The sequence below is a fragment of the Litoreibacter albidus genome (assembly GCF_900107015.1).
GTDB lineage: Bacteria > Pseudomonadota > Alphaproteobacteria > Rhodobacterales > Rhodobacteraceae > Litoreibacter > Litoreibacter albidus.
Window position 1 is genome coordinate 293,521 of sequence record NZ_FNOI01000001.1, and the last position, 17,207, is coordinate 310,727.

General features: G+C 62.0%; 22 protein-coding genes. 13 read left to right on the plus strand and 9 right to left on the minus strand.

Going from position 1 to position 17,207, the window contains the following annotated elements:
* The first annotated feature begins 71 nt into the window (after nucleotides 1-71).
* From nrdR to BLW66_RS01505, 3 genes are all read left to right on the plus strand, one after another.
* Nucleotides 72-539 (plus strand): transcriptional regulator NrdR, encoded by a 468-nt coding sequence (gene nrdR, locus BLW66_RS01495; protein WP_089943927.1) that lies wholly within the window; start codon nucleotides 72-74, stop codon nucleotides 537-539.
* Between the two features lie 3 nt (nucleotides 540-542).
* On the plus strand, nucleotides 543-1,649 hold the full coding sequence (gene ribD, locus BLW66_RS01500; protein ID WP_244508526.1) for a bifunctional diaminohydroxyphosphoribosylaminopyrimidine deaminase/5-amino-6-(5-phosphoribosylamino)uracil reductase RibD: 1,107 nt from the start codon (nucleotides 543-545) through the stop codon (nucleotides 1,647-1,649).
* 235 nt (nucleotides 1,650-1,884) lie between these two features.
* Nucleotides 1,885-2,169 (plus strand): hypothetical protein, encoded by a 285-nt coding sequence (locus BLW66_RS01505; RefSeq protein WP_089943931.1) that lies wholly within the window; start codon nucleotides 1,885-1,887, stop codon nucleotides 2,167-2,169.
* Nucleotides 2,170-2,235: 66 nt separating this feature from the next.
* Here BLW66_RS01505 and BLW66_RS01510 read toward each other — a convergent pair whose 3' ends face one another.
* From BLW66_RS01510 to BLW66_RS01520, 3 genes are all read right to left on the minus strand, one after another.
* Nucleotides 2,236-4,308: a capsular polysaccharide biosynthesis protein gene (locus tag BLW66_RS01510; RefSeq protein ID WP_425283317.1), complete on the minus strand. Its 2,073-nt coding sequence runs from the start codon at nucleotides 4,306-4,308 to the stop codon at nucleotides 2,236-2,238.
* Complete coding sequence (locus BLW66_RS01515; protein WP_089945617.1) at nucleotides 4,298-5,374, minus strand: polysaccharide biosynthesis/export family protein; 1,077 nt, start codon at nucleotides 5,372-5,374, stop codon at nucleotides 4,298-4,300. Before BLW66_RS01515 ends, BLW66_RS01510 begins: the two co-directional genes overlap by 11 nt.
* A gap of 204 nt (nucleotides 5,375-5,578) precedes the next feature.
* Nucleotides 5,579-6,868, minus strand: coding sequence for a capsule biosynthesis protein (locus BLW66_RS01520; RefSeq protein WP_089943938.1), 1,290 nt, complete (start codon nucleotides 6,866-6,868; stop codon nucleotides 5,579-5,581).
* Nucleotides 6,869-7,048: 180 nt separating this feature from the next.
* Here BLW66_RS01520 and BLW66_RS01525 point away from each other — a divergent pair, with 180 nt between their 5' ends.
* From BLW66_RS01525 to nusB, 6 genes are all read left to right on the plus strand, one after another.
* On the plus strand, nucleotides 7,049-7,648 hold the full coding sequence (locus tag BLW66_RS01525; RefSeq protein WP_089943941.1) for a riboflavin synthase: 600 nt from the start codon (nucleotides 7,049-7,051) through the stop codon (nucleotides 7,646-7,648).
* Nucleotides 7,636-8,145, plus strand: coding sequence for a GNAT family N-acetyltransferase (locus tag BLW66_RS01530; protein ID WP_089943943.1), 510 nt, complete (start codon nucleotides 7,636-7,638; stop codon nucleotides 8,143-8,145). The genes BLW66_RS01525 and BLW66_RS01530 overlap by 13 nt, the downstream gene beginning before the upstream one ends.
* A 58-nt stretch (nucleotides 8,146-8,203) precedes the next feature.
* Entirely contained in the window at nucleotides 8,204-8,788 is a 585-nt protein-coding gene (locus BLW66_RS01535) for a hypothetical protein (protein WP_139254505.1), read from the plus strand.
* Nucleotides 8,789-8,918: 130 nt separating this feature from the next.
* Nucleotides 8,919-10,019 (plus strand): 3,4-dihydroxy-2-butanone-4-phosphate synthase, encoded by a 1,101-nt coding sequence (gene ribB, locus BLW66_RS01540; protein ID WP_089943949.1) that lies wholly within the window; start codon nucleotides 8,919-8,921, stop codon nucleotides 10,017-10,019.
* Nucleotides 10,020-10,024: 5 nt separating this feature from the next.
* Entirely contained in the window at nucleotides 10,025-10,564 is a 540-nt protein-coding gene (locus BLW66_RS01545; RefSeq protein WP_089943952.1) for a 6,7-dimethyl-8-ribityllumazine synthase, read from the plus strand.
* Nucleotides 10,561-11,031 (plus strand): transcription antitermination factor NusB, encoded by a 471-nt coding sequence (gene nusB / locus BLW66_RS01550; protein ID WP_089943955.1) that lies wholly within the window; start codon nucleotides 10,561-10,563, stop codon nucleotides 11,029-11,031. Before BLW66_RS01545 ends, nusB begins: the two co-directional genes overlap by 4 nt.
* A 14-nt stretch (nucleotides 11,032-11,045) precedes the next feature.
* On the opposite strand, the gene BLW66_RS01555 is transcribed toward nusB, so the two are convergent.
* The gene (locus BLW66_RS01555; protein ID WP_089943958.1) at nucleotides 11,046-11,651 is read right to left on the minus strand and encodes a class I SAM-dependent methyltransferase; all 606 of its coding nucleotides are present in this window, start codon (nucleotides 11,649-11,651) and stop codon (nucleotides 11,046-11,048) included.
* A gap of 88 nt (nucleotides 11,652-11,739) precedes the next feature.
* Here BLW66_RS01555 and BLW66_RS01560 point away from each other — a divergent pair, with 88 nt between their 5' ends.
* Nucleotides 11,740-12,624, plus strand: coding sequence for a LysR family transcriptional regulator (locus BLW66_RS01560; RefSeq protein ID WP_170833364.1), 885 nt, complete (start codon nucleotides 11,740-11,742; stop codon nucleotides 12,622-12,624).
* 51 nt (nucleotides 12,625-12,675) lie between these two features.
* A complete protein-coding gene (locus tag BLW66_RS01565; protein WP_089943964.1) occupies nucleotides 12,676-12,975 on the plus strand; it encodes a hypothetical protein in 300 nt (99 codons plus the stop codon).
* 241 nt (nucleotides 12,976-13,216) lie between these two features.
* Here the strand turns inward: BLW66_RS01565 and BLW66_RS01570 are convergent, their stop codons facing one another.
* The gene (locus BLW66_RS01570) at nucleotides 13,217-13,639 is read right to left on the minus strand and encodes an SRPBCC family protein (RefSeq protein WP_089943967.1); all 423 of its coding nucleotides are present in this window, start codon (nucleotides 13,637-13,639) and stop codon (nucleotides 13,217-13,219) included.
* Nucleotides 13,632-13,955, minus strand: coding sequence for an ArsR/SmtB family transcription factor (locus tag BLW66_RS01575; protein WP_089945619.1), 324 nt, complete (start codon nucleotides 13,953-13,955; stop codon nucleotides 13,632-13,634). The genes BLW66_RS01570 and BLW66_RS01575 overlap by 8 nt, the downstream gene beginning before the upstream one ends.
* Nucleotides 13,956-14,069: 114 nt before the next feature.
* On the opposite strand from BLW66_RS01575, the gene BLW66_RS01580 reads away from it, so the two are divergent.
* A complete protein-coding gene (locus tag BLW66_RS01580; protein ID WP_089943970.1) occupies nucleotides 14,070-14,525 on the plus strand; it encodes an MmcB family DNA repair protein in 456 nt (151 codons plus the stop codon).
* 160 nt (nucleotides 14,526-14,685) lie between these two features.
* Here BLW66_RS01580 and BLW66_RS01585 read toward each other — a convergent pair whose 3' ends face one another.
* Both BLW66_RS01585 and BLW66_RS01590 read right to left on the minus strand, forming a co-directional pair.
* Nucleotides 14,686-14,877: a hypothetical protein gene (locus BLW66_RS01585; RefSeq protein ID WP_089943973.1), complete on the minus strand. Its 192-nt coding sequence runs from the start codon at nucleotides 14,875-14,877 to the stop codon at nucleotides 14,686-14,688.
* Nucleotides 14,874-15,608 carry a DUF6502 family protein gene (locus BLW66_RS01590; RefSeq protein ID WP_089943976.1) on the minus strand — a complete coding sequence of 245 codons (735 nt, stop codon included), beginning with the start codon at nucleotides 15,606-15,608 and terminating at the stop codon, nucleotides 14,874-14,876. The genes BLW66_RS01585 and BLW66_RS01590 overlap by 4 nt, the downstream gene beginning before the upstream one ends.
* An 80-nt stretch (nucleotides 15,609-15,688) precedes the next feature.
* Here BLW66_RS01590 and BLW66_RS01595 point away from each other — a divergent pair, with 80 nt between their 5' ends.
* Nucleotides 15,689-16,966, plus strand: coding sequence for a vWA domain-containing protein (locus BLW66_RS01595; RefSeq protein ID WP_170833365.1), 1,278 nt, complete (start codon nucleotides 15,689-15,691; stop codon nucleotides 16,964-16,966).
* Here the strand turns inward: BLW66_RS01595 and BLW66_RS01600 are convergent.
* A complete protein-coding gene (locus tag BLW66_RS01600; protein ID WP_089943982.1) occupies nucleotides 16,963-17,169 on the minus strand; it encodes a DUF6324 family protein in 207 nt (68 codons plus the stop codon). The genes BLW66_RS01595 and BLW66_RS01600 overlap by 4 nt on opposite strands.
* Nucleotides 17,170-17,207 lie beyond the last annotated feature (38 nt).

Below are 17,207 nucleotides of genomic sequence, written 5' to 3' on the forward strand. Positions count from 1 at the left end.
AGGGCGCGGCCTATAGTGCCTGTGGATAACTGGGGGATAACACCCAGGCTGAGGATAGAGGGAAAAAAGAGATGCGCTGTCCATTTTGCGGTAATGTTGACACCCAGGTGAAGGACTCCCGTCCCGCCGAAGATCACGTGGCGATCCGCCGTCGGCGGTTTTGTCCGGCCTGTGGGGGCCGATTTACAACCTATGAACGCGTGCAACTGCGCGACCTCGTAGTCATCAAGTCCTCCGGCAAACGCGAAGATTTTGACCGCGATAAGCTGGAACGCTCCATTCGTATTTCCATGCAGAAACGCCCCGTTGATCCTGAACGCATCGACCAGATGATTTCGGGCATTGTGCGCAGGCTGGAAAGCATGGGCGAGACGGACATTCAGTCCCCCGCCATAGGTGAGATCGTGATGGAGGCTTTGGCCCGCATCGACACGGTGGCTTATGTGCGCTTCGCGTCGGTCTATAAAAACTTCCAAGCGGCAGATGACTTCGAGGATTTCGTCCACGAGTTGCGCCCGCCAGTCACTAAAGACGACTAACCAATGACCAAGCCTGATGACCAGCGGTGGATGGCCTTGGCCCTATCGCTGGGCGGGCGCGGGTTAGGCCAGACATGGCCCAACCCCGCTGTGGGCTGCGTTATCGTGAAATCCGGTCGCGTGCTTGCGCGCGGCTGGACGCAGACCGGCGGCCGCCCACACGCGGAACAGCACGCCCTGTCGCAATTGGCCGAGGGTGCGGCGCACGGGGCCACCGCCTATGTTACCTTAGAGCCCTGCTCGCACACGGGGCAAACCCCGCCCTGTGCCTCGGCCTTGATCAAGGCTGGGGTCGCACGCGTGGTTGTTGCGACGGGTGATCCGGACCCACGGGTGTCGGGCAGGGGGCTCGCGATGCTGCAAGATGCGGGCATTAAGGTGTGTGCAGGCGTGCTGGAAGCAGAGGCGCGCCGTGACCAGCAGGGCTTTTTGCTGCGCATCACTGACAACCGGCCTGTCCTGACACTGAAGCTGGCTTCCTCGTTTGACGGGCGCATCGCCACCGCGACGGGCGAGAGCCAGTGGATCACTGGCCCAGAGGCCCGCCAGCAGGTGCAGGCCCTTCGCGCGAACCATGATGCCGTCATGGTGGGGGGGAGCACCGCGCGCGAAGATTTGCCCTCCCTGACCCTGCGCGGGATGGGCGGACGCCGCCAGCCCGTGCGCATCGTGGTGAGCGCCAGCCTGAACGTGCCTCAACACGGCCCCTTGGCCGAAGACAACAGCGGCGCGCCGGTGTGGCTGCTCCACGGCGAGGACGCGCCGCAAAAGGCACGCGATTTCTGGACCGCGCGCGGTGCGCAGCTTATCGCGGTCCCGAAGGGGGGCGCTGGCCTCGATATGTCTGCAGCGCTTCAGGCGTTGGGGCAGGCGGGGTTAACGCGCGTCTTATGTGAAGGCGGCGGCAGCTTGGCCGCGTCTCTTCTGGCGGCGGACATGGTCGACAATGTGGTGGGCTTCACGGCGGGCATTATGTTGGGGGCCACGGGGCTGCCCAGCCTTGGTGCGTTGAACTACCCCGCATTAGACGCTGCCCCGCGGTTTGAGTTGGCGTCAAGCAGGCAGGTCGGTGCTGACGTCATGCATCACTGGCAGAGATTCGTTTCCTAGCCCTCGCGGATCCCCCGATTTATGACGTTATTTCAAGGATATCACGGTTCGTGATCGCCCAGTCACGCGTCTGTTACACTGTCGGCTGACGTGAAGGTTGATTGTGCATGGGTAAACAGAACTACGGGTATTTTGGTGATTTCCCGCGTTGAGGCGCGGCGTTGCAAGCCTCATATTAGGTACATCAAACGGCAACACGCCGTGACACACAAAAACACATACCGGAGTACTTACAATGAAATCGATCATCGCAATCATCGCCCTGTCCGTAACTGCACCTGCTTTTGCTGACGTTTCCAACGCTCAAGCGTTCTTCGCACAAGACAACGATTCCGCTGCAGAGCGCGTTGTTGCTGAAACATCCACAGGCGACGTAAACGCCGCTCTGTTGGCTGGTGTGAACGCAAACGAAAGCGCTGCTGAGAAAAACATCGTCGTCGGTGGCAACGAAGTTAGCCGCAACGTTCAAGCCAAATTCGCACTGAGCAACGACTCCGCTGCAGAGCGTTTCGTAAACTAATCTCCCGATAGGTCTTCTCCCTGGACCGACAAAAGGCCCTCTCGTGATCTCACGAGGGGGCTTTTTTTATCGCCAAAGATGCGCGTAGCTTGCCAGCGCGCCCTGTGCCTTCGCCAGCAAACGGTTGCGCAAGCCTGATTGCGGCAAATCCCCCTTCGCCAACCGTTCTACCACCACCTCGACAGGGCAGGGCTGGCGGGTAATCGGGTCATGGTAGCGCGGGTAATCTATCAACGTCGCATGCACCAACCCGTCAAGGCTCGCCGCCGGTCCGCGCCGCGCGGGCACGGGCCCACGGTCGTCGGTCAAGGACCATCCGGCGTAAAACGGCGCGCCGTAACAGGTCACCGGCACCCCGCGCAGCAAAGCCTCGAACCCCAAAAGCGATGTCATCGTGCACACCCTGTCCGCCCGCCCGATCAACGAGATGGCGTCGGCGTTCTCGGCCACCATGTCAGCCGCCTCCGCGGAAATAGCACCGCTGCGCAGGCCAGCCTCCACATCAGGGTGGGGCTTGTAGATGATAAACGCATCGGGGAAATCACGGCGCACTGCGGTCAGAAGGTCCGCGTTGGTGGCAATGTCTTTGGTGCCCAGCCGGATCGACGCGTCGTCCTCCACCTGTCCGGGGACAAGGATGACTTGCCCCGACGTGGCGGGCACCTGCAAATCCGTGCCGCCCAAATTGTATTTGCTGACCCCCATGCGCACGATCGCGGTGCGCAACCGTTCCGCACGGCGCAAGGCGGCGGTGCTTAGCCCGCCGCTTGCCGCGATCAGCGCTTCCAACCCGCTGGGGCGGGTCGGATCATAGTAAATGCCTTTGTCGTCGGTCACCAAGGACAACGGCGCAATCAAATTCGCGCCCAACCCGCGCGAGCGCAAAAAGCCGTCTTCGACCCGCAGCAGCGTGGTTTTCTGGTTCGCCGCCCGCTGCGCAAAATCAATCGGCTCCAGCCCCGCCCAAACCATCAGCGATCCGCCGCGCGCGGCGTGTAACGCGGCCTCGGGATCGGCCTCGAACCGCAACTGCGCCTCTTTTCCAAAGCGCCGCCCGCCGAATATCTCTTGCAGGGGCGCGCGCTTCCAAAGCCGCATGCCAAACGCGACATGGCCGGTCTTGTCTTGGCGCTGTGCTTTGGTCAGCGCCTCCAACGTGTCGATGACCTGCTCCAACTCGCAAAGCTGGTCGCGGTAGGGATCGTACCATTTGCAGTAGCGCAGCATCACACCGGCAAAAAGCTGTGGCCGCGTCAGGGTGCGTTGGCGTCGGTCAATCGGCTGGCGATCATCGCTCAGCCCCCACCCCGCATAGAACGGCTGGCCGAATACTACGGGCTTGTGCCCCGCCAAAATCGCTTCAAACCCCATGCCGGAACTCACGGTGTAGACGGCAATCGCCCCGTCCATCAGCGCGTAGGGGCTGGCTTTATGGTCATAAAGCGAGACCCGCCCGCCGCGATCCTGTCCCCCGAAATGCCCGTCGCGGTGCCCTGCGTTGGTTTCGGGGTGGGTTTTGATAACGATGCGCGCCGTCGGGTGCTCCTCTTGCGCATAGGCCAGCATTTCGCGGAAATGATCTGCGTTTGCCCCGCCATGCTTGATGGAGGCGTCGCCGCGCGTCTGGTCGATGACCAGCACATACCCTGGCTCTGGGATCGGGGCGGTGTCGTCAAAATCGTTGTATTTGGAAAGGTTTAGCGCCTTGATCCGCTCCACCGCGTCGCGGGCGCGGGTCAATTCATGCGCGTCGTCAAAGGCCTCTGTCGCCAGCAGGTCTTCCAGATCGGACACGCCGGAGCTGTCGAAGTAGGGGCGCTTGTGGTCAACGGTCAGCCCCAGTGGCGGCTCTCCGTCACGGCCGGTGCGCAGGGACCGTAAAAAGGCGTCCTCCACATGAACCAGATTGGCGTCGGTCAGATCGGCCACTTTCTCACCGCGTGCCGCCGTCGGGCTTTTGCCCCAAACGGCGATCAGGTCATCAGCGGCGGGTTTACCCAACCGCAAGTCATAGCCCGCAAGCTCAAGGATGCGGCGCACACGCGCTTGGGTAAAAAAACCCCCGTTGAAATAGAAAAGCCGTGGGCGGAGGGAGGGGCCGCCCACGGCTTCTTCTAAGCCAGGTGTCTTAGTTGCCACCGAGGCTCGACAAGGCGTTAACCGATGAAAGCGATCCGGTCAGCGCCGAGATAGTTTTGTTCCATGTCACGAACGGGGCTTCGGTCACATAAACCGTGTCGCCGTCGCGGATAACGAAGTCGCGGGCCTCGAACATGCCCGTCGGTTGGGTCAGGTCCAGCACATAGGCGAACCGCTGCGCGCCTTGCAGATCGCTGCGCCCCAAGACGGAGTTGGCGATTTCTGCGGGCTCGTTGCGGAACACGAACACGCCGGTCGGGTCTGCAAGGTTGGAATTCAGGCCGCCCACTTGCGCGATTGCCTCAATGGCCGACAAGGTCTGGGTGACAAACTCGATGCGGCTCTGCGCACCAGTGGCCCCCAAAACGGTGAAGGCGCGGCTGTCTTCTTCTACCAGAATGCGGTCGCCAGGGCGCAGCGCAATGTCAAACTTCGGGTTGGAATAGAGGTCTTCGAACCAGATTTTGGAGCGGTGATTGCCACGAATAACCGTGATCTGCGCCACGTCCGGCTCAATAGAGATACCGCCCGCGCGCGCAATCATCGACGACAGCGTACGGGTCGGGCGCTCAATCGCGAACAGGCCTTGCTGACCGACGCCGCCCACCAGCGACACCGTCGCGCCGTCACCGGCCACGCGGCGCACGATGACTTGCGGGTCAGGCGTCTGCGTGTCCAGCTTGCCCGTGATCACGCGGCGCAGGGCTTCCGGCGTGTTGCCAGCGGCCTTGATGCGGCCCGCGTAGGGCACGAAAATAAAGCCCGCCCCGTCAACCTGCACTTCGCTCAGGTCGGTGGCATTGGCGCCCTCGGGGGCCAGCAGGCCGTCGTCGACGTTTTCCCAGATGGCCAAGCCAAGGGTGTCGCCCGGACGGATGATGTCCGACCCCACAACGCCTGCGTTGATAAAGTTATCGGTGAAGCCCAAAACCGGCTGAACAGCGGTCGCGCGTGTCACGCGGCTGTTGACCGACACAATGAATGCGTCGCCCTGTTTCTGGACCGATCCTGCAAAGATCTGCCGCTTTCCGGGGCCGGATTTCGGCAACCCGCAGGATGCGGCCATAACGGCCACAAGCGTAAAAGCCACGATTTTCGTAGCTTTGGGACCCAAGTTTTTCACTGGTGTCCTCCTCGATTATGAGACTGCCTCAAGTTTTTCTTTTTACACTACCGGATGGCGGCAAAATTGCTAGCCCCTTGCGCGGGGCCTTGGCGGAGTGTTGCCAGCGCGTCGCAGTGGCGGTTTTTCACGTCTTAGGAGTAGCGCCTAGTTAACCACGTGTAGCTGCTGGCGCGGCGTCGCGGTGCCAGCCACCAGCGCGTCATACGGGTCCTCGCTCGCCAGCATCATATCCACCACTTGGCGCAGCAACTGGCGCCGCCCGCGGGCCGAATAGAACCCGCCCGGTATTTGCGACGTTTCCAGCAGGTAGTGGCGGTAATCGCGGTAGGCGCGGCTGTCGGGGCGCGTCGGGTTGGTGAAAAACTCCGGCAGGCTCTGGGTGGAGACAAACTCTGGCTTGTTATAAACCGCGTCGCCAAACACCTTCAGCGGAAGCCCGCGCCACAAAACCTGTTGTGCTGCGGTAGAATTCACCGTCACGGCGGACCGCGCGGTGTTCAAAAGCCCCGCCAGCTTGCCGCCCCGCACATAATGCACACGGTGTGCTACCCCTAGGTCCCGCGCGATCCGCCTGATCTCACGGCGCAGCGGCACGCGCCCGTCCTCCAAAGGATGCGCCTTCAGCACAAGATGATGATGCGTCGGCGCGCCTTTGGCAAAGCCGTCTATCGTGAGCTCCAGAAAATCGGTCATCGTGGCGAAGGGGGAATGCATCTGAAAGCTGGAGTCGTGCTCAAGCTGAAGCAGCGCCAGATGGTAGGGAAAGCCGCCGTGCTTGATGCGAAACGTCGCCAGCGCCCGCTGCGCAGCGGTGAAGGGCATCGTCAGCAACCGCTTCAGGTACAGGTTGAACTCCTTGGTGACATTCAACGCGCGGTGCGGCCTGAAGTTGCGGTACCTGCCGTTCCGCAAGAAAACGAAGTAGTGGTAGACCATGCCGTAGAACACATGCTGGCGCATGTCCCCCCAACGGGCAGGGGCGTCCGGCAGATCCAGATCCAGCCCCTCCAGCGCCGCGCGCATATCGCCCACCGACATATCCATCAGTCGTGAGTGCCCATTGGCGCCACCACGCTCGTAGCTGACCCAATAGGGCCGCAGGTAGCCTTCTTCAAACACATGTATGCGCAGCCCCATGGCCCGCGCGTGCTCAATGGCTTGTGCATGAATGGGGCGGGTGTCGCCGTATAACACCAGATCGGTGACGGATTTCTCCTCCACGATCCGTGCAAATTCCTCGCCCCACGTCTCGGGGCGGCCCAGATAGGGAATGTAGCTTTTGTTGGAGAACCAAAAGGCGTCATCGCCCTTGTTGAAGCCCACACGCCAAACAGTAGCCCCCGCCGCGCGCAGCATTTTGCCCAAGCGGTAGAAGAAAGGGCCATGCGGCCCCTGCAAAAACAGGAATGTTTTGTCCGCGCCGGACAATGTCATAATGCGGCCTTCACGTCGTTCACCGTTTACTCATACAAGCTCGCGCCATCTTGCCTAGCCCTTGGGGCGCAGGTAAGGCCCCATTTCGTCGCAACTGTGGCAGGGGGCCAAGTCGCCCGCGCCTTGCGAACCCCGCCGCGCCGCGCTAATTCCTAGGCGCACACAAGAAGGGACGCTGCAATGTTTACAGGCATCATCACTGACGTCGGGCGGGTCACACGGCGCACGCAAGAGGGCGATTTGCGCGTCCGTATCTCCTGCGCCTACGATCCCGCAGGCATCGACATCGGCGCGTCCATCGCGTGCAACGGCTGCTGCCTCACCGTGATCGAGCGCGGCACAGACCATAACCCGTGGTTCGACGTTCAAATCTCTGCAGAAAGCGTCTCGAAAACCAACATCGGCGACTGGGCCGAGGGCACCCGTCTTAATCTGGAACGCGCGCTAAAGCTCGGGGATGAGCTGGGCGGTCACATCGTTTCCGGCCATGTTGACGGCGTGGCGACCGTGGTGGCCATGACGGAGGAGGGCGACAGCACCCGCGTCACCTTCGAGGCACCGGATGACCTGGCGAAGTTCATCGCCCCCAAAGGCTCCGTCGCGCTGAATGGCACCTCGCTCACCGTGAACGAGGTGAATGGGGCGCAGTTCGGCGTCAATTTCATCCCGCACACCAAACTGGCCACCAATTGGGGCGACACCAAAGTCGGGGACCGCATCAATCTGGAGATCGACACGCTGGCCCGCTACGTGGCGCGGCTGCAAGAATGGGGCAGCTGATCACGCCCGATCTGCGCGCCGCAACCCCTGCGGACGCGTCCAGCCTCGCGGCCCTCGCGCTGGAGGTCTGGTGCGCCACCTACCTGCGCCACGGCATCAACGCGCATTTCGCCGATTATGCTTTGGCGCATTTCACCCCGCAGCGCTTTGACGCTTGGATCGCTGATCCCACGCGCAGCCTGATCGTGTCGCAAAACCGTGACGGCATCGACGGGTTCGCACACATGGACCGCGCCAACCCCGACCCCGTGGACGGCGCAGTGACGACCGAGCTGACATCGCTTTACATCCAGCCGCGCCATCAGGGCAGGGGCCTCGGCGCAGCGCTCTTGCACGCAGCATTAGCCGCGCAAGCCGGCCCCATGTGGCTGGCGATGAATGCGGAAAACAGCGCGGCACGCGCTTTCTACCTTGCCCATAATTTCACCAAATCCGGCGAAGTTGCTTTTAAGATTGGCGACGGCAGCTATCCGAACGACATCCTCGTGCGGATGTAGCGCGCGGACCCGCGCCCAACCCGCTATGCTGCTCGCAGCAAAAAGGGAGCCCGCCACCGTGACACACGCCAAAATCGGCCACAACAACGGCCCCACGATGGAGCAGGGCTTCGCGTTTCGCAAACACGCGTGGGCCAAGGCGCGCGCCGACCTGCTGCCCAGCTTGCCGATCGAGATTTTGCGCGGGCGGGTCAAACGCGCGCAGGCTTTGGGCCTGCCCTATAAAACCTACGCCTCCGTGCGCGCCTCCACAGGGCGCGACATCGTGGGGTTCTTGTTCTCGAACAACGCCCTGCGGATGCTGCGCCCCGCCCAGCTGTCGCCCCGCGTGCCGCTGCTCGAACATGTAAACGCCGACCTCGCAGCGCTCATTCATGCCCCTCTGTCGGCGGCGCAGGTCCAAGACACGCTCGCAGCACAAGGTCTCACCGTCACCACCGCCCCCGCGCCGCATTTCGCGGATGGCTGGTCAGACATCGCCGCCGCCGTGCAAACCCCGCTGCGGGACAGGCGCTTGCCCTTCGACGGGGTCATGGTGATCGGTGACACCGCGCATGAACGCGACTGGTGCGCCGCTGGCCGCCTCGCGGGCTTCATGACCTCCGAGAGCTACTTCTGCGCCGCAAACGCCGCCCCGCGTTAACGCGCATCCTCCCCCATCATTGCTTCAAAAATACCTAAATCCCACCCTGTCATCCCCCCGCGACGTCACGACATCGGGCAGGACCCTTCCCAAGACGCCTGAAACCCTCTAATTGGCAGGCGATCAAAGGATGCTGCCCATGACCGATTATTCAGACGCTATCTCGCCGATTTCCGAAATCATCGACGACGCCCGCAACGGGCGGATGTTCATCCTCGTGGACCACGAGGACCGCGAGAACGAGGGCGATCTGGTGATCCCCGCCCAAATGGCCACGCCGGAGGCGGTGAACTTCATGGCGACCCACGGGCGCGGGTTGATCTGCCTGACCTTGACGTCGGAACGGATCGACGCGCTCGGCCTGCCGTTGATGGCGTCCTACAACTCGTCGCGTCACGAGACGGCGTTCACCATCTCGATTGAGGCCCGTGAGGGGGTCACCACCGGAATCTCCGCCCATGACCGTGCCCGCACCGTGGCCGTGGCCATCGACGCGGGCAAAGGCCCGCAAGATATCGCCACGCCGGGGCACGTGTTCCCGCTGCGCGCGCGCGACGGCGGTGTGCTGGTCCGCGCGGGCCACACGGAAGCCGCCGTGGATGTGTCGCGCCTTGCGGGGTTGAACCCGTCGGGGGTGATCTGCGAAATCATGAATGAAGACGGCACCATGTCGCGCCTGCCTGACCTGATCGGCTTCGCGCAAAAGCACGGCCTGAAAATTGGCACAATCTCCGATCTCATTGCCTACCGCCGTCGCCATGACAATCTGGTCAAGGAAAGCGCGCAGCGCGCTGTGCACTCCGAATTTGGCGGCGACTGGATGATGCGTGTCTTCACCGACGAGACGATGGGCGCGGAACATATCGCGCTCTCCAAGGGGGATCTGACGACCGACGCGCCGGTTCTGACCCGCATGCACGCGCTTAATCCGGTGGAGGACGTCTTGGGCCTCGGCCCCAGCCCCGCCAGCGAAATGGCGCAGGCGATGAAAACCATCGCGGCGGAGGGGCGCGGGGTTGTTGTCTTGCTGCGCGACACCCAGATGAAAATCGACCCCGAGGGCGGTCAGTCGCCGCAAACCCTGCGCCAATACGGTCTGGGCGCCCAAATCCTCGCGGCGCTTGGCCTGACCAAACTGGAGCTTTTGACCAACTCGCCGTCGCCCAAGGTCGTGGGCCTTGATGCCTACGGGCTGTCGATCACCGGCACCCGCCCAATCGAAGGAGCTTGATCCATATGGCCGCCGCAGAACAACACCACATCATGGACACGCCCAAATTTGACAAGCCTGTCAAACTGGCAATCGTCGTCTCGCCCTATTACAAAGACATCGCGGACAATATGGTCGCGGGTGCCAAGGCGGAGGCCGAGAAGGCCGGCGCCACGGTAGAGATCATCAACGTCCCCGGTGCGCTGGAAATCCCGCCCGCCATTCGCATCGCCTACCGTCAGTCTAATTTCGACGGCTTCGTGGCGCTGGGCTGCATCATTCGCGGCGAGACCACGCATTACGACACCGTGTGCAACGACAGTTCGCACGGGCTTATGTTGCTGGGTCTGCAAGGCGCAAATATCGGCAATGGCATCCTGACCGTAGAGAACCGGAGCCAAGCAGAGGTCCGCGCGGACCCGAAAGATCAAAACAAAGGCGGCGGTGCGGCCGCTGCGGCCTTGCATCTCATCGCGTTGCAGCGCAAATACGGCGCTTCCAATTCGGGCATAGGATTCTTGCCGCGCCCCTCCGACGATGATGATGAGAGTTTCCAGATCGCATGACCACTTCAGGTAACCAAAAACGCGCTATGCGCTCCGCCGCACGGCTTTATGCCGTTCAGGCCCTGTTCCAGATGGAGCACAGCGACCATTCGATCGACAAGGTCCGCGCCCAGTTCGAAGACCACCGTTTCGGTGAGGTCATCGACGACGCGGAGATGCTCGACGGTGACGTCGACACCTTCCGCGCGTTGCTTGAAGGCGCGGTGGCAGATCAGTCGCAGATCGACCAGATGACCGACCGCGCGCTGGTCGCCAAATGGCCCATCGACCGCATCGACCCGACCCTGCGCGCGCTGTTCCGCGCCGCTGGCGCTGAACTGGTCGCGGCAAAGACGCCGCCCAAAGTGGTGATCGTGGAATTCGTCGACGTGGCAAAAGCCTTCTTCGCGGATGGCAAAGAGCCGAAGTTCGTCAACGCGGTGCTGGACCACATGGCCCGCGAAGCACGCCCGGAGGCGTTTTCCTAAGGCAAAACCGCGTCTTAGATCTTGCGGGCCACAACATAGCGGCTGGCGTAATCGCCGGTCTCGATGATCTCGAACCCCGCATCTGTCACGGCCTGCTCCAACTCTGTGGGTGTGAACAACAAAACGTCCGGCGCTTTGCCAACCAGTTTCATCGCGCCAATAAGCGGGCGGAATAACCACTTCTTGGTCCCAAGGCATGGCGTTTTGCTAATAAACAACCCGCCATCGCGTAGGGTCTGATGGGCATGGCGCAGCGTGCGCGGCAGGTCGTCCACCAGATGCAGCAGGTTGAACGCCATGACCGCGTCGTAAGACCCGCCAACCGCTGTGCTGTCTGCCTCTGCGACCATGAACTCAACGTTCGGATGCTCGCCACTCGCCAGTTTTTCGCGGGCAATTTCCATCATTTTCGACGACAGGTCGGACCCCGTGTAAAGCGCCACGTTCGGGGCCAGCAACAACGCGGTGGACCCAGTGCCGCAGCCCAATTCCAATACGCGGTCGGTGTCGCGCAGGTAAGACCGCGTCCGCTCCAGTGACAAATGGTATTGCTTGGGGTCGCGGATCGCGGATTTGGCGTATTTCTCCGCCACCCCGTTCCAGAATTTCGCAGCCGTCATGATGTGTCTCCTTCATCTGACCCTGTGATACCTATACGCCAATCCCATAGGAATTGCCTAAATTTGGCGAACATCTATACAGGAATGCATGAATTGGTCCGCTATCTCCTTTGACTGGAATCACGTCCGCGCCTTCCTTGCGACGGTGGAGGAGGGGTCTTTGTCCGCCGCCGCCCGCGCCACTGGCCTGACGCAGCCCACCTTGGGCCGTCAGGTTGCGGCGTTGGAGGACGCCATCGGCGTGACCCTGTTCGAGCGCGTCGGCCGCTCCCTCACGCTCACCACCTCGGGCGCGCAACTGGTCGATCACGTTCGCGCCATGGGCGACGCCGCCACGCGCATATCGCTCGCCGCGTCCGGTCAGTCGCACAGTATCGAGGGCTTGGTGCGTATCAGTGTCAGCGATGTGCTGGCCACCTATCAGTTGCCAAAGATCATCGCTCAATTGCGCGACACTGCGCCGGGTATCGAGGTGGAGGTCGTCGCCTCCAACGCCATTTCCGACCTGTTGCGCCGTGACGCGGATATCGCCCTGCGCCACGTCCGCCCCGAGCAGCCCGCGCTGATCGCACGCAAGCTCGCCGACAATCGCGCTTACCTCTACGCAACGCCCGATTACCTGACGCGGATCGGCAGCCCCACGACGTTGCAGGGCTTCAAGAACGCGGAGTTCATCGGCTTCGGCGTCCCCGACGAGATGTTGCCGCACTTCGTGGCCATGGGCTTGCCACTGTCGCGCGCCAACATTCGCTACCATTCCCACAGCGGTGTCGTCGGCTGGCAGATGGTGCGGCAGGGCTTGGGCGTTGGCGTCATGTCGGAAGAAGTCGCGCGCCTGTCCCCCGAAGTCGTGCGCGCCTTGCCGGATCAAAGCGCGATCGTGTTTCCAACGTGGCTTGTCAGTCACCGCGAGTTGATCACCAGCAGCCGCATCCGGCTGGTGTTTGACGTGCTGGCGGCGGCACTGGGCTAGAGGCGCGAAATGGTGTATAATAGCGCCCTAGCCAGCCTCAGGAGGACCGTCATGCCCAAGCTCATCAAACTGCTGCTACGCAACGCCATCGGCGGCGCTTTGGCCGGTGTGTGCTTCTCTGGGCTGTTGGTCTGGTCCAATATCGCGGGCCTGCGTCATCTGGTGCTGGAGACGGCAGACGGACCGTTGGCGGCGACAGTTATGACGGTGTTTTTCGTAATCACATTCGCCTCCGTGCAAATGGCGCGCGCTGTGATGGCGATGACGGAAAGCGACGGTGATACCCCACCACCGCGCGGCGGTGTGCAGGTGTCCGCATTGGTCCCTGTGCGGGTGACTGATCGGGGGTAGGTGACGGAACCACCACAACCGTAGAACGCTTATTCCCGCAGACCTGTATGTACAGGTGGGCACCAGGTAACTGAACCAGGGTCCAGACAGAGCCAGCTCCCGAGGAATTGCTTAAGGCCACCAGAATGTAGCGTCCATTTTACGCGAAGGGCAGAACCGTCACTCAATCAGATAGGCCTGTGGTGGTCGCAAAGCAAGGGGCGGGCGGCAGCAATTTTCGCCCCCTGCAAACACTTGCCAGTCAGTCGCTCTCGCCGTGGGCGTCGGCGCGTAGACGGCCCAGATGCTCGTCCCAGCCCTTATCCAGCGCCAGTGTCAGGCCAAAGGCGGCGTCGCCCTGTGGCAGGCCGGAATGCTCCAGCGACAGGCGGGTGCCGCCCGCAACCTCTTCCAGTGTCCATTTTACGGTGCTGGTCGCGTCGCCCATCGGCGCGATGGTAAATGTGTATTCCAGATAGTCGTGTGGCCGCGCCGTGTTCACCGTGCCCCACATCAGCTTGTCGCCGCTTTCCGTGCCGAACATCGCGTAGTCCGCGCCGTCTGCCAGCGCCACTTTCGGCTTATGAAACCAGATCGCCAGCTTGTCGGGGTCGGTCAGATAGTCCCAAACCTGCGCCTTGGTCGCGCGCAGGTAGATGGATTTTTGCAAAATCGTCTCAGTCATGGCTGTGGTCCTTTTCTATGGCGGATTTCAAATCGTCCAAACGCGCGCCCCAGAACTGGTCGAAGAACGACAGCCAGTCACGGACAGGGGCAAAGCCCTCTGGATTCAACGCATTGACCCGTTCGCGCCCCTTGGTGCGTACGGTGATCAGCCCGCCATCGCTCAGCACGGTAAGGTGCTTTTTGACGGCGGCGCGGGTCATGTCGAAGTGGTCGCTGACTTCAGCGATACTCATGTCGCTTTGGGACAGATGCCGCAAAATTTCGCGGCGGGTGGGGTCTGCCAAAGCTTTGAAGGTGGGTTGCTCTGCGATCATGTGGGCCTGTATTTGTGATACCGTTTGGTATTGAAACTTATATGAAACCATTTGGTATCGCGTCAAGGAAAATCCTGCCTTGATTTTTGTTTCCGTTTTGTTCACCTTTTGGGCATGCCTGATGATTTCATCCTCCCCCACCAACCTGGTCAGCTTCTGGCCCGTGGCGTCGCGCGACATCTGACGTCCCACGGCTTCGCCTGCCTAGAGGAATTCGTGCCGGAGCGTGGCAAGCGGGTCGACGTGATGGGGCTTGGCCCCAAGGGGGAGCTTTGGGTGGTGGAGTGCAAATCTTCCCGCGCGGATTTTCAGTCCGACTGCAAATGGGCCGGTTATCTGGAATGGTGCGACCGCTATTTCTGGGCCGTGGACGAGCATTTCCCGACAGATCTTTTGCCGGAGGAAACGGGCCTTATCATCGCCGATGCCTACGACGCGGAGATCATACGGATGAGCCCTGAGGACAAGCTGGCGGCGGCGCGGCGCAAGGCGGTGATCCAAAAATTCGGGCGGGTGGCGGCGTTGCGGCTCAACCAGTTGCGCGATCCGGATTTGAAGCGCTTCGGCTAATCACATCAAAATGGGGCCGTTTTTGATGTGATTGCGTTAACCCGCTGTAAACAGGTGTAAAAGCGCACGCTGCCTTTGACTGACCTCATTCACAAAAAGAGTTAACAATGCAACGGGTCAGGTAACCCATGGGTTACAGGGGGTTACGGGTCACTCAGCCCTAATCAATGGCGCATCCGGTGCCGCCGATACCGTCGTCCTCGCCGGGAACGCAGGCCTCTATCTTGGCGCGGGGGGCGGTTTCAGGCGCTGGTGCGGCGGACTCAGCGATGACCGGCTCGACCATCACGTCGTGTGGCACAGCGCAGCCCGTCAAAGCCAATGCCAATATCGCCGTTGCAAACCGCTTCATGTTGCGTCCTCAAAGTAGAAATAACCGCCTGCGCGGAACCTGACGGTTTGGGCGCTGCTCGGCAAGGCCTTCATCGCGGCGGCCTCTTTGTTCATTTGCTCCAACAAGGCCATTTGCCCGTCGCGGTATCGCTGCTCCAAGCTGGCGACCTGATCCGCCGACAGGGCCGCGTAATGTACGGCGCGCTCGAAATAGGGCGGCGCGTCGGCGGTGATATTGGCCGTTGCGGCGCTCAGATGGTCGCCCATGTTGCGGGCGAGGTAGGCCATCTGGTCCTCTGATCCGGCCAGCGGTTGGTAGGACGTGTCGCGCAGGGTGATGGTTTCGCCCTCCACGGTCACGGTTCCTGCGGTCAGCAATGTGTCGAGCATGGTGCGCGGGTGGACGTCGCGGCGCACTTCCCACGCCAGCGCCTCGAACGACGGGGCGGGGCCGCTTTTCGGCAGGGGCCTGCCCGCGTAATCAGTGTCTGTTTGCCACAGCGAGATGAGGCGGGACAGATGCGTCAGGCGTGGCTCCTTCGGGTGGAAGTCGCGCAGACGCGCCACATCGCGGCGCTGCAATCCGGTCATGACAGACAGGCGGCTGTCGGTGGGTTTTCCGTCACACGTCTTGCGCGCGGCCTCCACGTAATGCGCCTTCAGGCGCTCCGCCAGATCAGGGAAGGGCACGCCAAGGGCCACCATCAGGCGGGCGAAGGGGGCGAGGAGGGCATCGAGTAAATCCAGCATATGCGCAATATGCACATTTTTCTTGACGCGAGCAAGTGAATTTGAAATATGTGCAAAATACACATTAAATGGAGTTACCCATGACCAAAGCATTTTCATCCCCCCGATTGGCCCTTATGGCCAGCGCCTTCCTGTCCGCCTGCGCCGTGCCGGAGCAGGGCACGGTTTCTGTTGAGCCGTCGGTGATGGAAGCCGCGCCGAGCGTGAAAACCAGCCCCGTCTTTGCGCCGATGCCAGCCCCTGTGCCGCCGTCGCGCAATCCGGGCCGTGCGCGGCGCGGGGTGATCACTGCGGGCGATATTGACGACGCGCTGAACCTCGCGGCCTTCTCCCGCTACCAATCCAGGTCGCGCAAAGCGTTGAAGCTGCCGATGGCGAACCTGTCGACGCCGGTTCTGGCGCAACTGCGCGGGGCCGACGGGAAGCCTGCGGCGGGGGTGCGGGTGACTTTGCGCAAACCGGGGACGGCGGAGCCGTTCTACACGGGCTATTCCGGCGTGGACGGGATGGTGTCGGTCTTTCCGGCGAGCCTTGGCGCGGGACGCCTGCGGGAGGTGGAACTGCGTGCGATCCCCGACGGGCAGGGCGCACCTATGGTGCAACGCTTAAAGACAGGGCAACGCGCGCAGGTGCAACTGCCGTTTGAGGGCGACTGGTCGCCGGAGTTTCTGGATCTGGTCTTTGTGGTCGACACCACGGGATCCATGGCGGACGAATTATCGTGGCTCACCAAGGAGTTGAAAGGCATGGTGCGCCAAGCCAAACGCGCCGCCCCGAAGCTTGATGTGCGCTATGGGCTGGTGGTCTACCGCGACGACGGGGACGCCTATGTGGTCAAGAACTACGGCTTCACCAAACGCCAGTCGCAGATGCAGGGCTGGCTGCGTGCGCAGTCCGCGAACGGTGGTGGTGACTATCCGGAGGCGGCGGGGCGCGCGCTTGCCTCTGCGGCGGCGATGCAATGGCGCAGCGGCAAGGGGGAGCGTTTGATGTTCCATGTCGCGGATGCGCCGGAACATGACAGCCGCGCCAAAACCTACCTAGAGGCCGCGCGCAAGGCCGCCGTCAAGGGCGTACAGGTGTTCGGCTTGGGGGCCAGCGGTGTTGGCCCAGAGGCGGAGTTTTTGATGCGCCAAGCGGCGGTGCAAACCGGCGGACGGTACATGTTTTTGACCGACGACAGCGGCGTGGGCCACGGCCATGCGGAGCCGACGGTGTCGTGCTACCGCGTCACCGCACTCACCGACTTGGTGGGCCGTGTATTGCGCAGCGAACTGAGCGGTCGGCGCATTGAGGCCGCCCCGTCAAAGGTGGTGCGCACGCTGGGCAGCTACCGCAACGGCGTCTGCGTGAACTAACGCTTTTTGCCCTTAGGTTTGCTTATTGCGCGGGCGCCAGCAGCGGCCGCGCGAATTTCTTCGGCAATTTCCTCGGCCTCTTCGGGTTCAAAGTCAAAAGGCAGCTCGATGCCGTCTGCCTCAACATAGATGCGCACCATGCCGTCGGTGGTTGGCCCGATCTGCAAGTTGCCCGCAATTTCGCTTTCGCTGTTGATACCCATTGGACCCTCTTTGCCATAGCTAGGGTCTTGAGGTAGCG

Bases quoted from the DNA above. Each gene is read 5' to 3' on its own strand.
- BLW66_RS01580 (WP_089943970.1), top strand. From the start codon at position 14,070: ATGCCTGATGATTTCATCCTCCCCCACCAACCTGGTCAGCTTCTGGCC.
- BLW66_RS01520 (WP_089943938.1), bottom strand. From the start codon at position 6,868: ATGACATTGTCCGGCGCGGACAAAACATTCCTGTTTTTGCAGGGGCCG.
- BLW66_RS01595 (WP_170833365.1), top strand. From the start codon at position 15,689: ATGACCAAAGCATTTTCATCCCCCCGATTGGCCCTTATGGCCAGCGCC.
- BLW66_RS01570 (WP_089943967.1), bottom strand. From the start codon at position 13,639: ATGACTGAGACGATTTTGCAAAAATCCATCTACCTGCGCGCGACCAAG.
- BLW66_RS01600 (WP_089943982.1), bottom strand. From the start codon at position 17,169: ATGGGTATCAACAGCGAAAGCGAAATTGCGGGCAACTTGCAGATCGGG.
- nusB (WP_089943955.1), top strand. From the start codon at position 10,561: ATGACCACTTCAGGTAACCAAAAACGCGCTATGCGCTCCGCCGCACGG.
- nrdR (WP_089943927.1), top strand. From the start codon at position 72: ATGCGCTGTCCATTTTGCGGTAATGTTGACACCCAGGTGAAGGACTCC.
- BLW66_RS01515 (WP_089945617.1), bottom strand. From the start codon at position 5,374: ATGGCCGCATCCTGCGGGTTGCCGAAATCCGGCCCCGGAAAGCGGCAG.
- BLW66_RS01525 (WP_089943941.1), top strand. From the start codon at position 7,049: ATGTTTACAGGCATCATCACTGACGTCGGGCGGGTCACACGGCGCACG.
- BLW66_RS01560 (WP_170833364.1), top strand. From the start codon at position 11,740: ATGAATTGGTCCGCTATCTCCTTTGACTGGAATCACGTCCGCGCCTTC.
- ribB (WP_089943949.1), top strand. From the start codon at position 8,919: ATGCTGCCCATGACCGATTATTCAGACGCTATCTCGCCGATTTCCGAA.
- BLW66_RS01555 (WP_089943958.1), bottom strand. From the start codon at position 11,651: ATGACGGCTGCGAAATTCTGGAACGGGGTGGCGGAGAAATACGCCAAA.
- BLW66_RS01575 (WP_089945619.1), bottom strand. From the start codon at position 13,955: ATGATCGCAGAGCAACCCACCTTCAAAGCTTTGGCAGACCCCACCCGC.
- BLW66_RS01530 (WP_089943943.1), top strand. From the start codon at position 7,636: ATGGGGCAGCTGATCACGCCCGATCTGCGCGCCGCAACCCCTGCGGAC.
- BLW66_RS01590 (WP_089943976.1), bottom strand. From the start codon at position 15,608: ATGCTGGATTTACTCGATGCCCTCCTCGCCCCCTTCGCCCGCCTGATG.
- ribD (WP_244508526.1), top strand. From the start codon at position 543: ATGACCAAGCCTGATGACCAGCGGTGGATGGCCTTGGCCCTATCGCTG.
- BLW66_RS01505 (WP_089943931.1), top strand. From the start codon at position 1,885: ATGAAATCGATCATCGCAATCATCGCCCTGTCCGTAACTGCACCTGCT.
- BLW66_RS01585 (WP_089943973.1), bottom strand. From the start codon at position 14,877: ATGAAGCGGTTTGCAACGGCGATATTGGCATTGGCTTTGACGGGCTGC.
- BLW66_RS01565 (WP_089943964.1), top strand. From the start codon at position 12,676: ATGCCCAAGCTCATCAAACTGCTGCTACGCAACGCCATCGGCGGCGCT.
- BLW66_RS01545 (WP_089943952.1), top strand. From the start codon at position 10,025: ATGGCCGCCGCAGAACAACACCACATCATGGACACGCCCAAATTTGAC.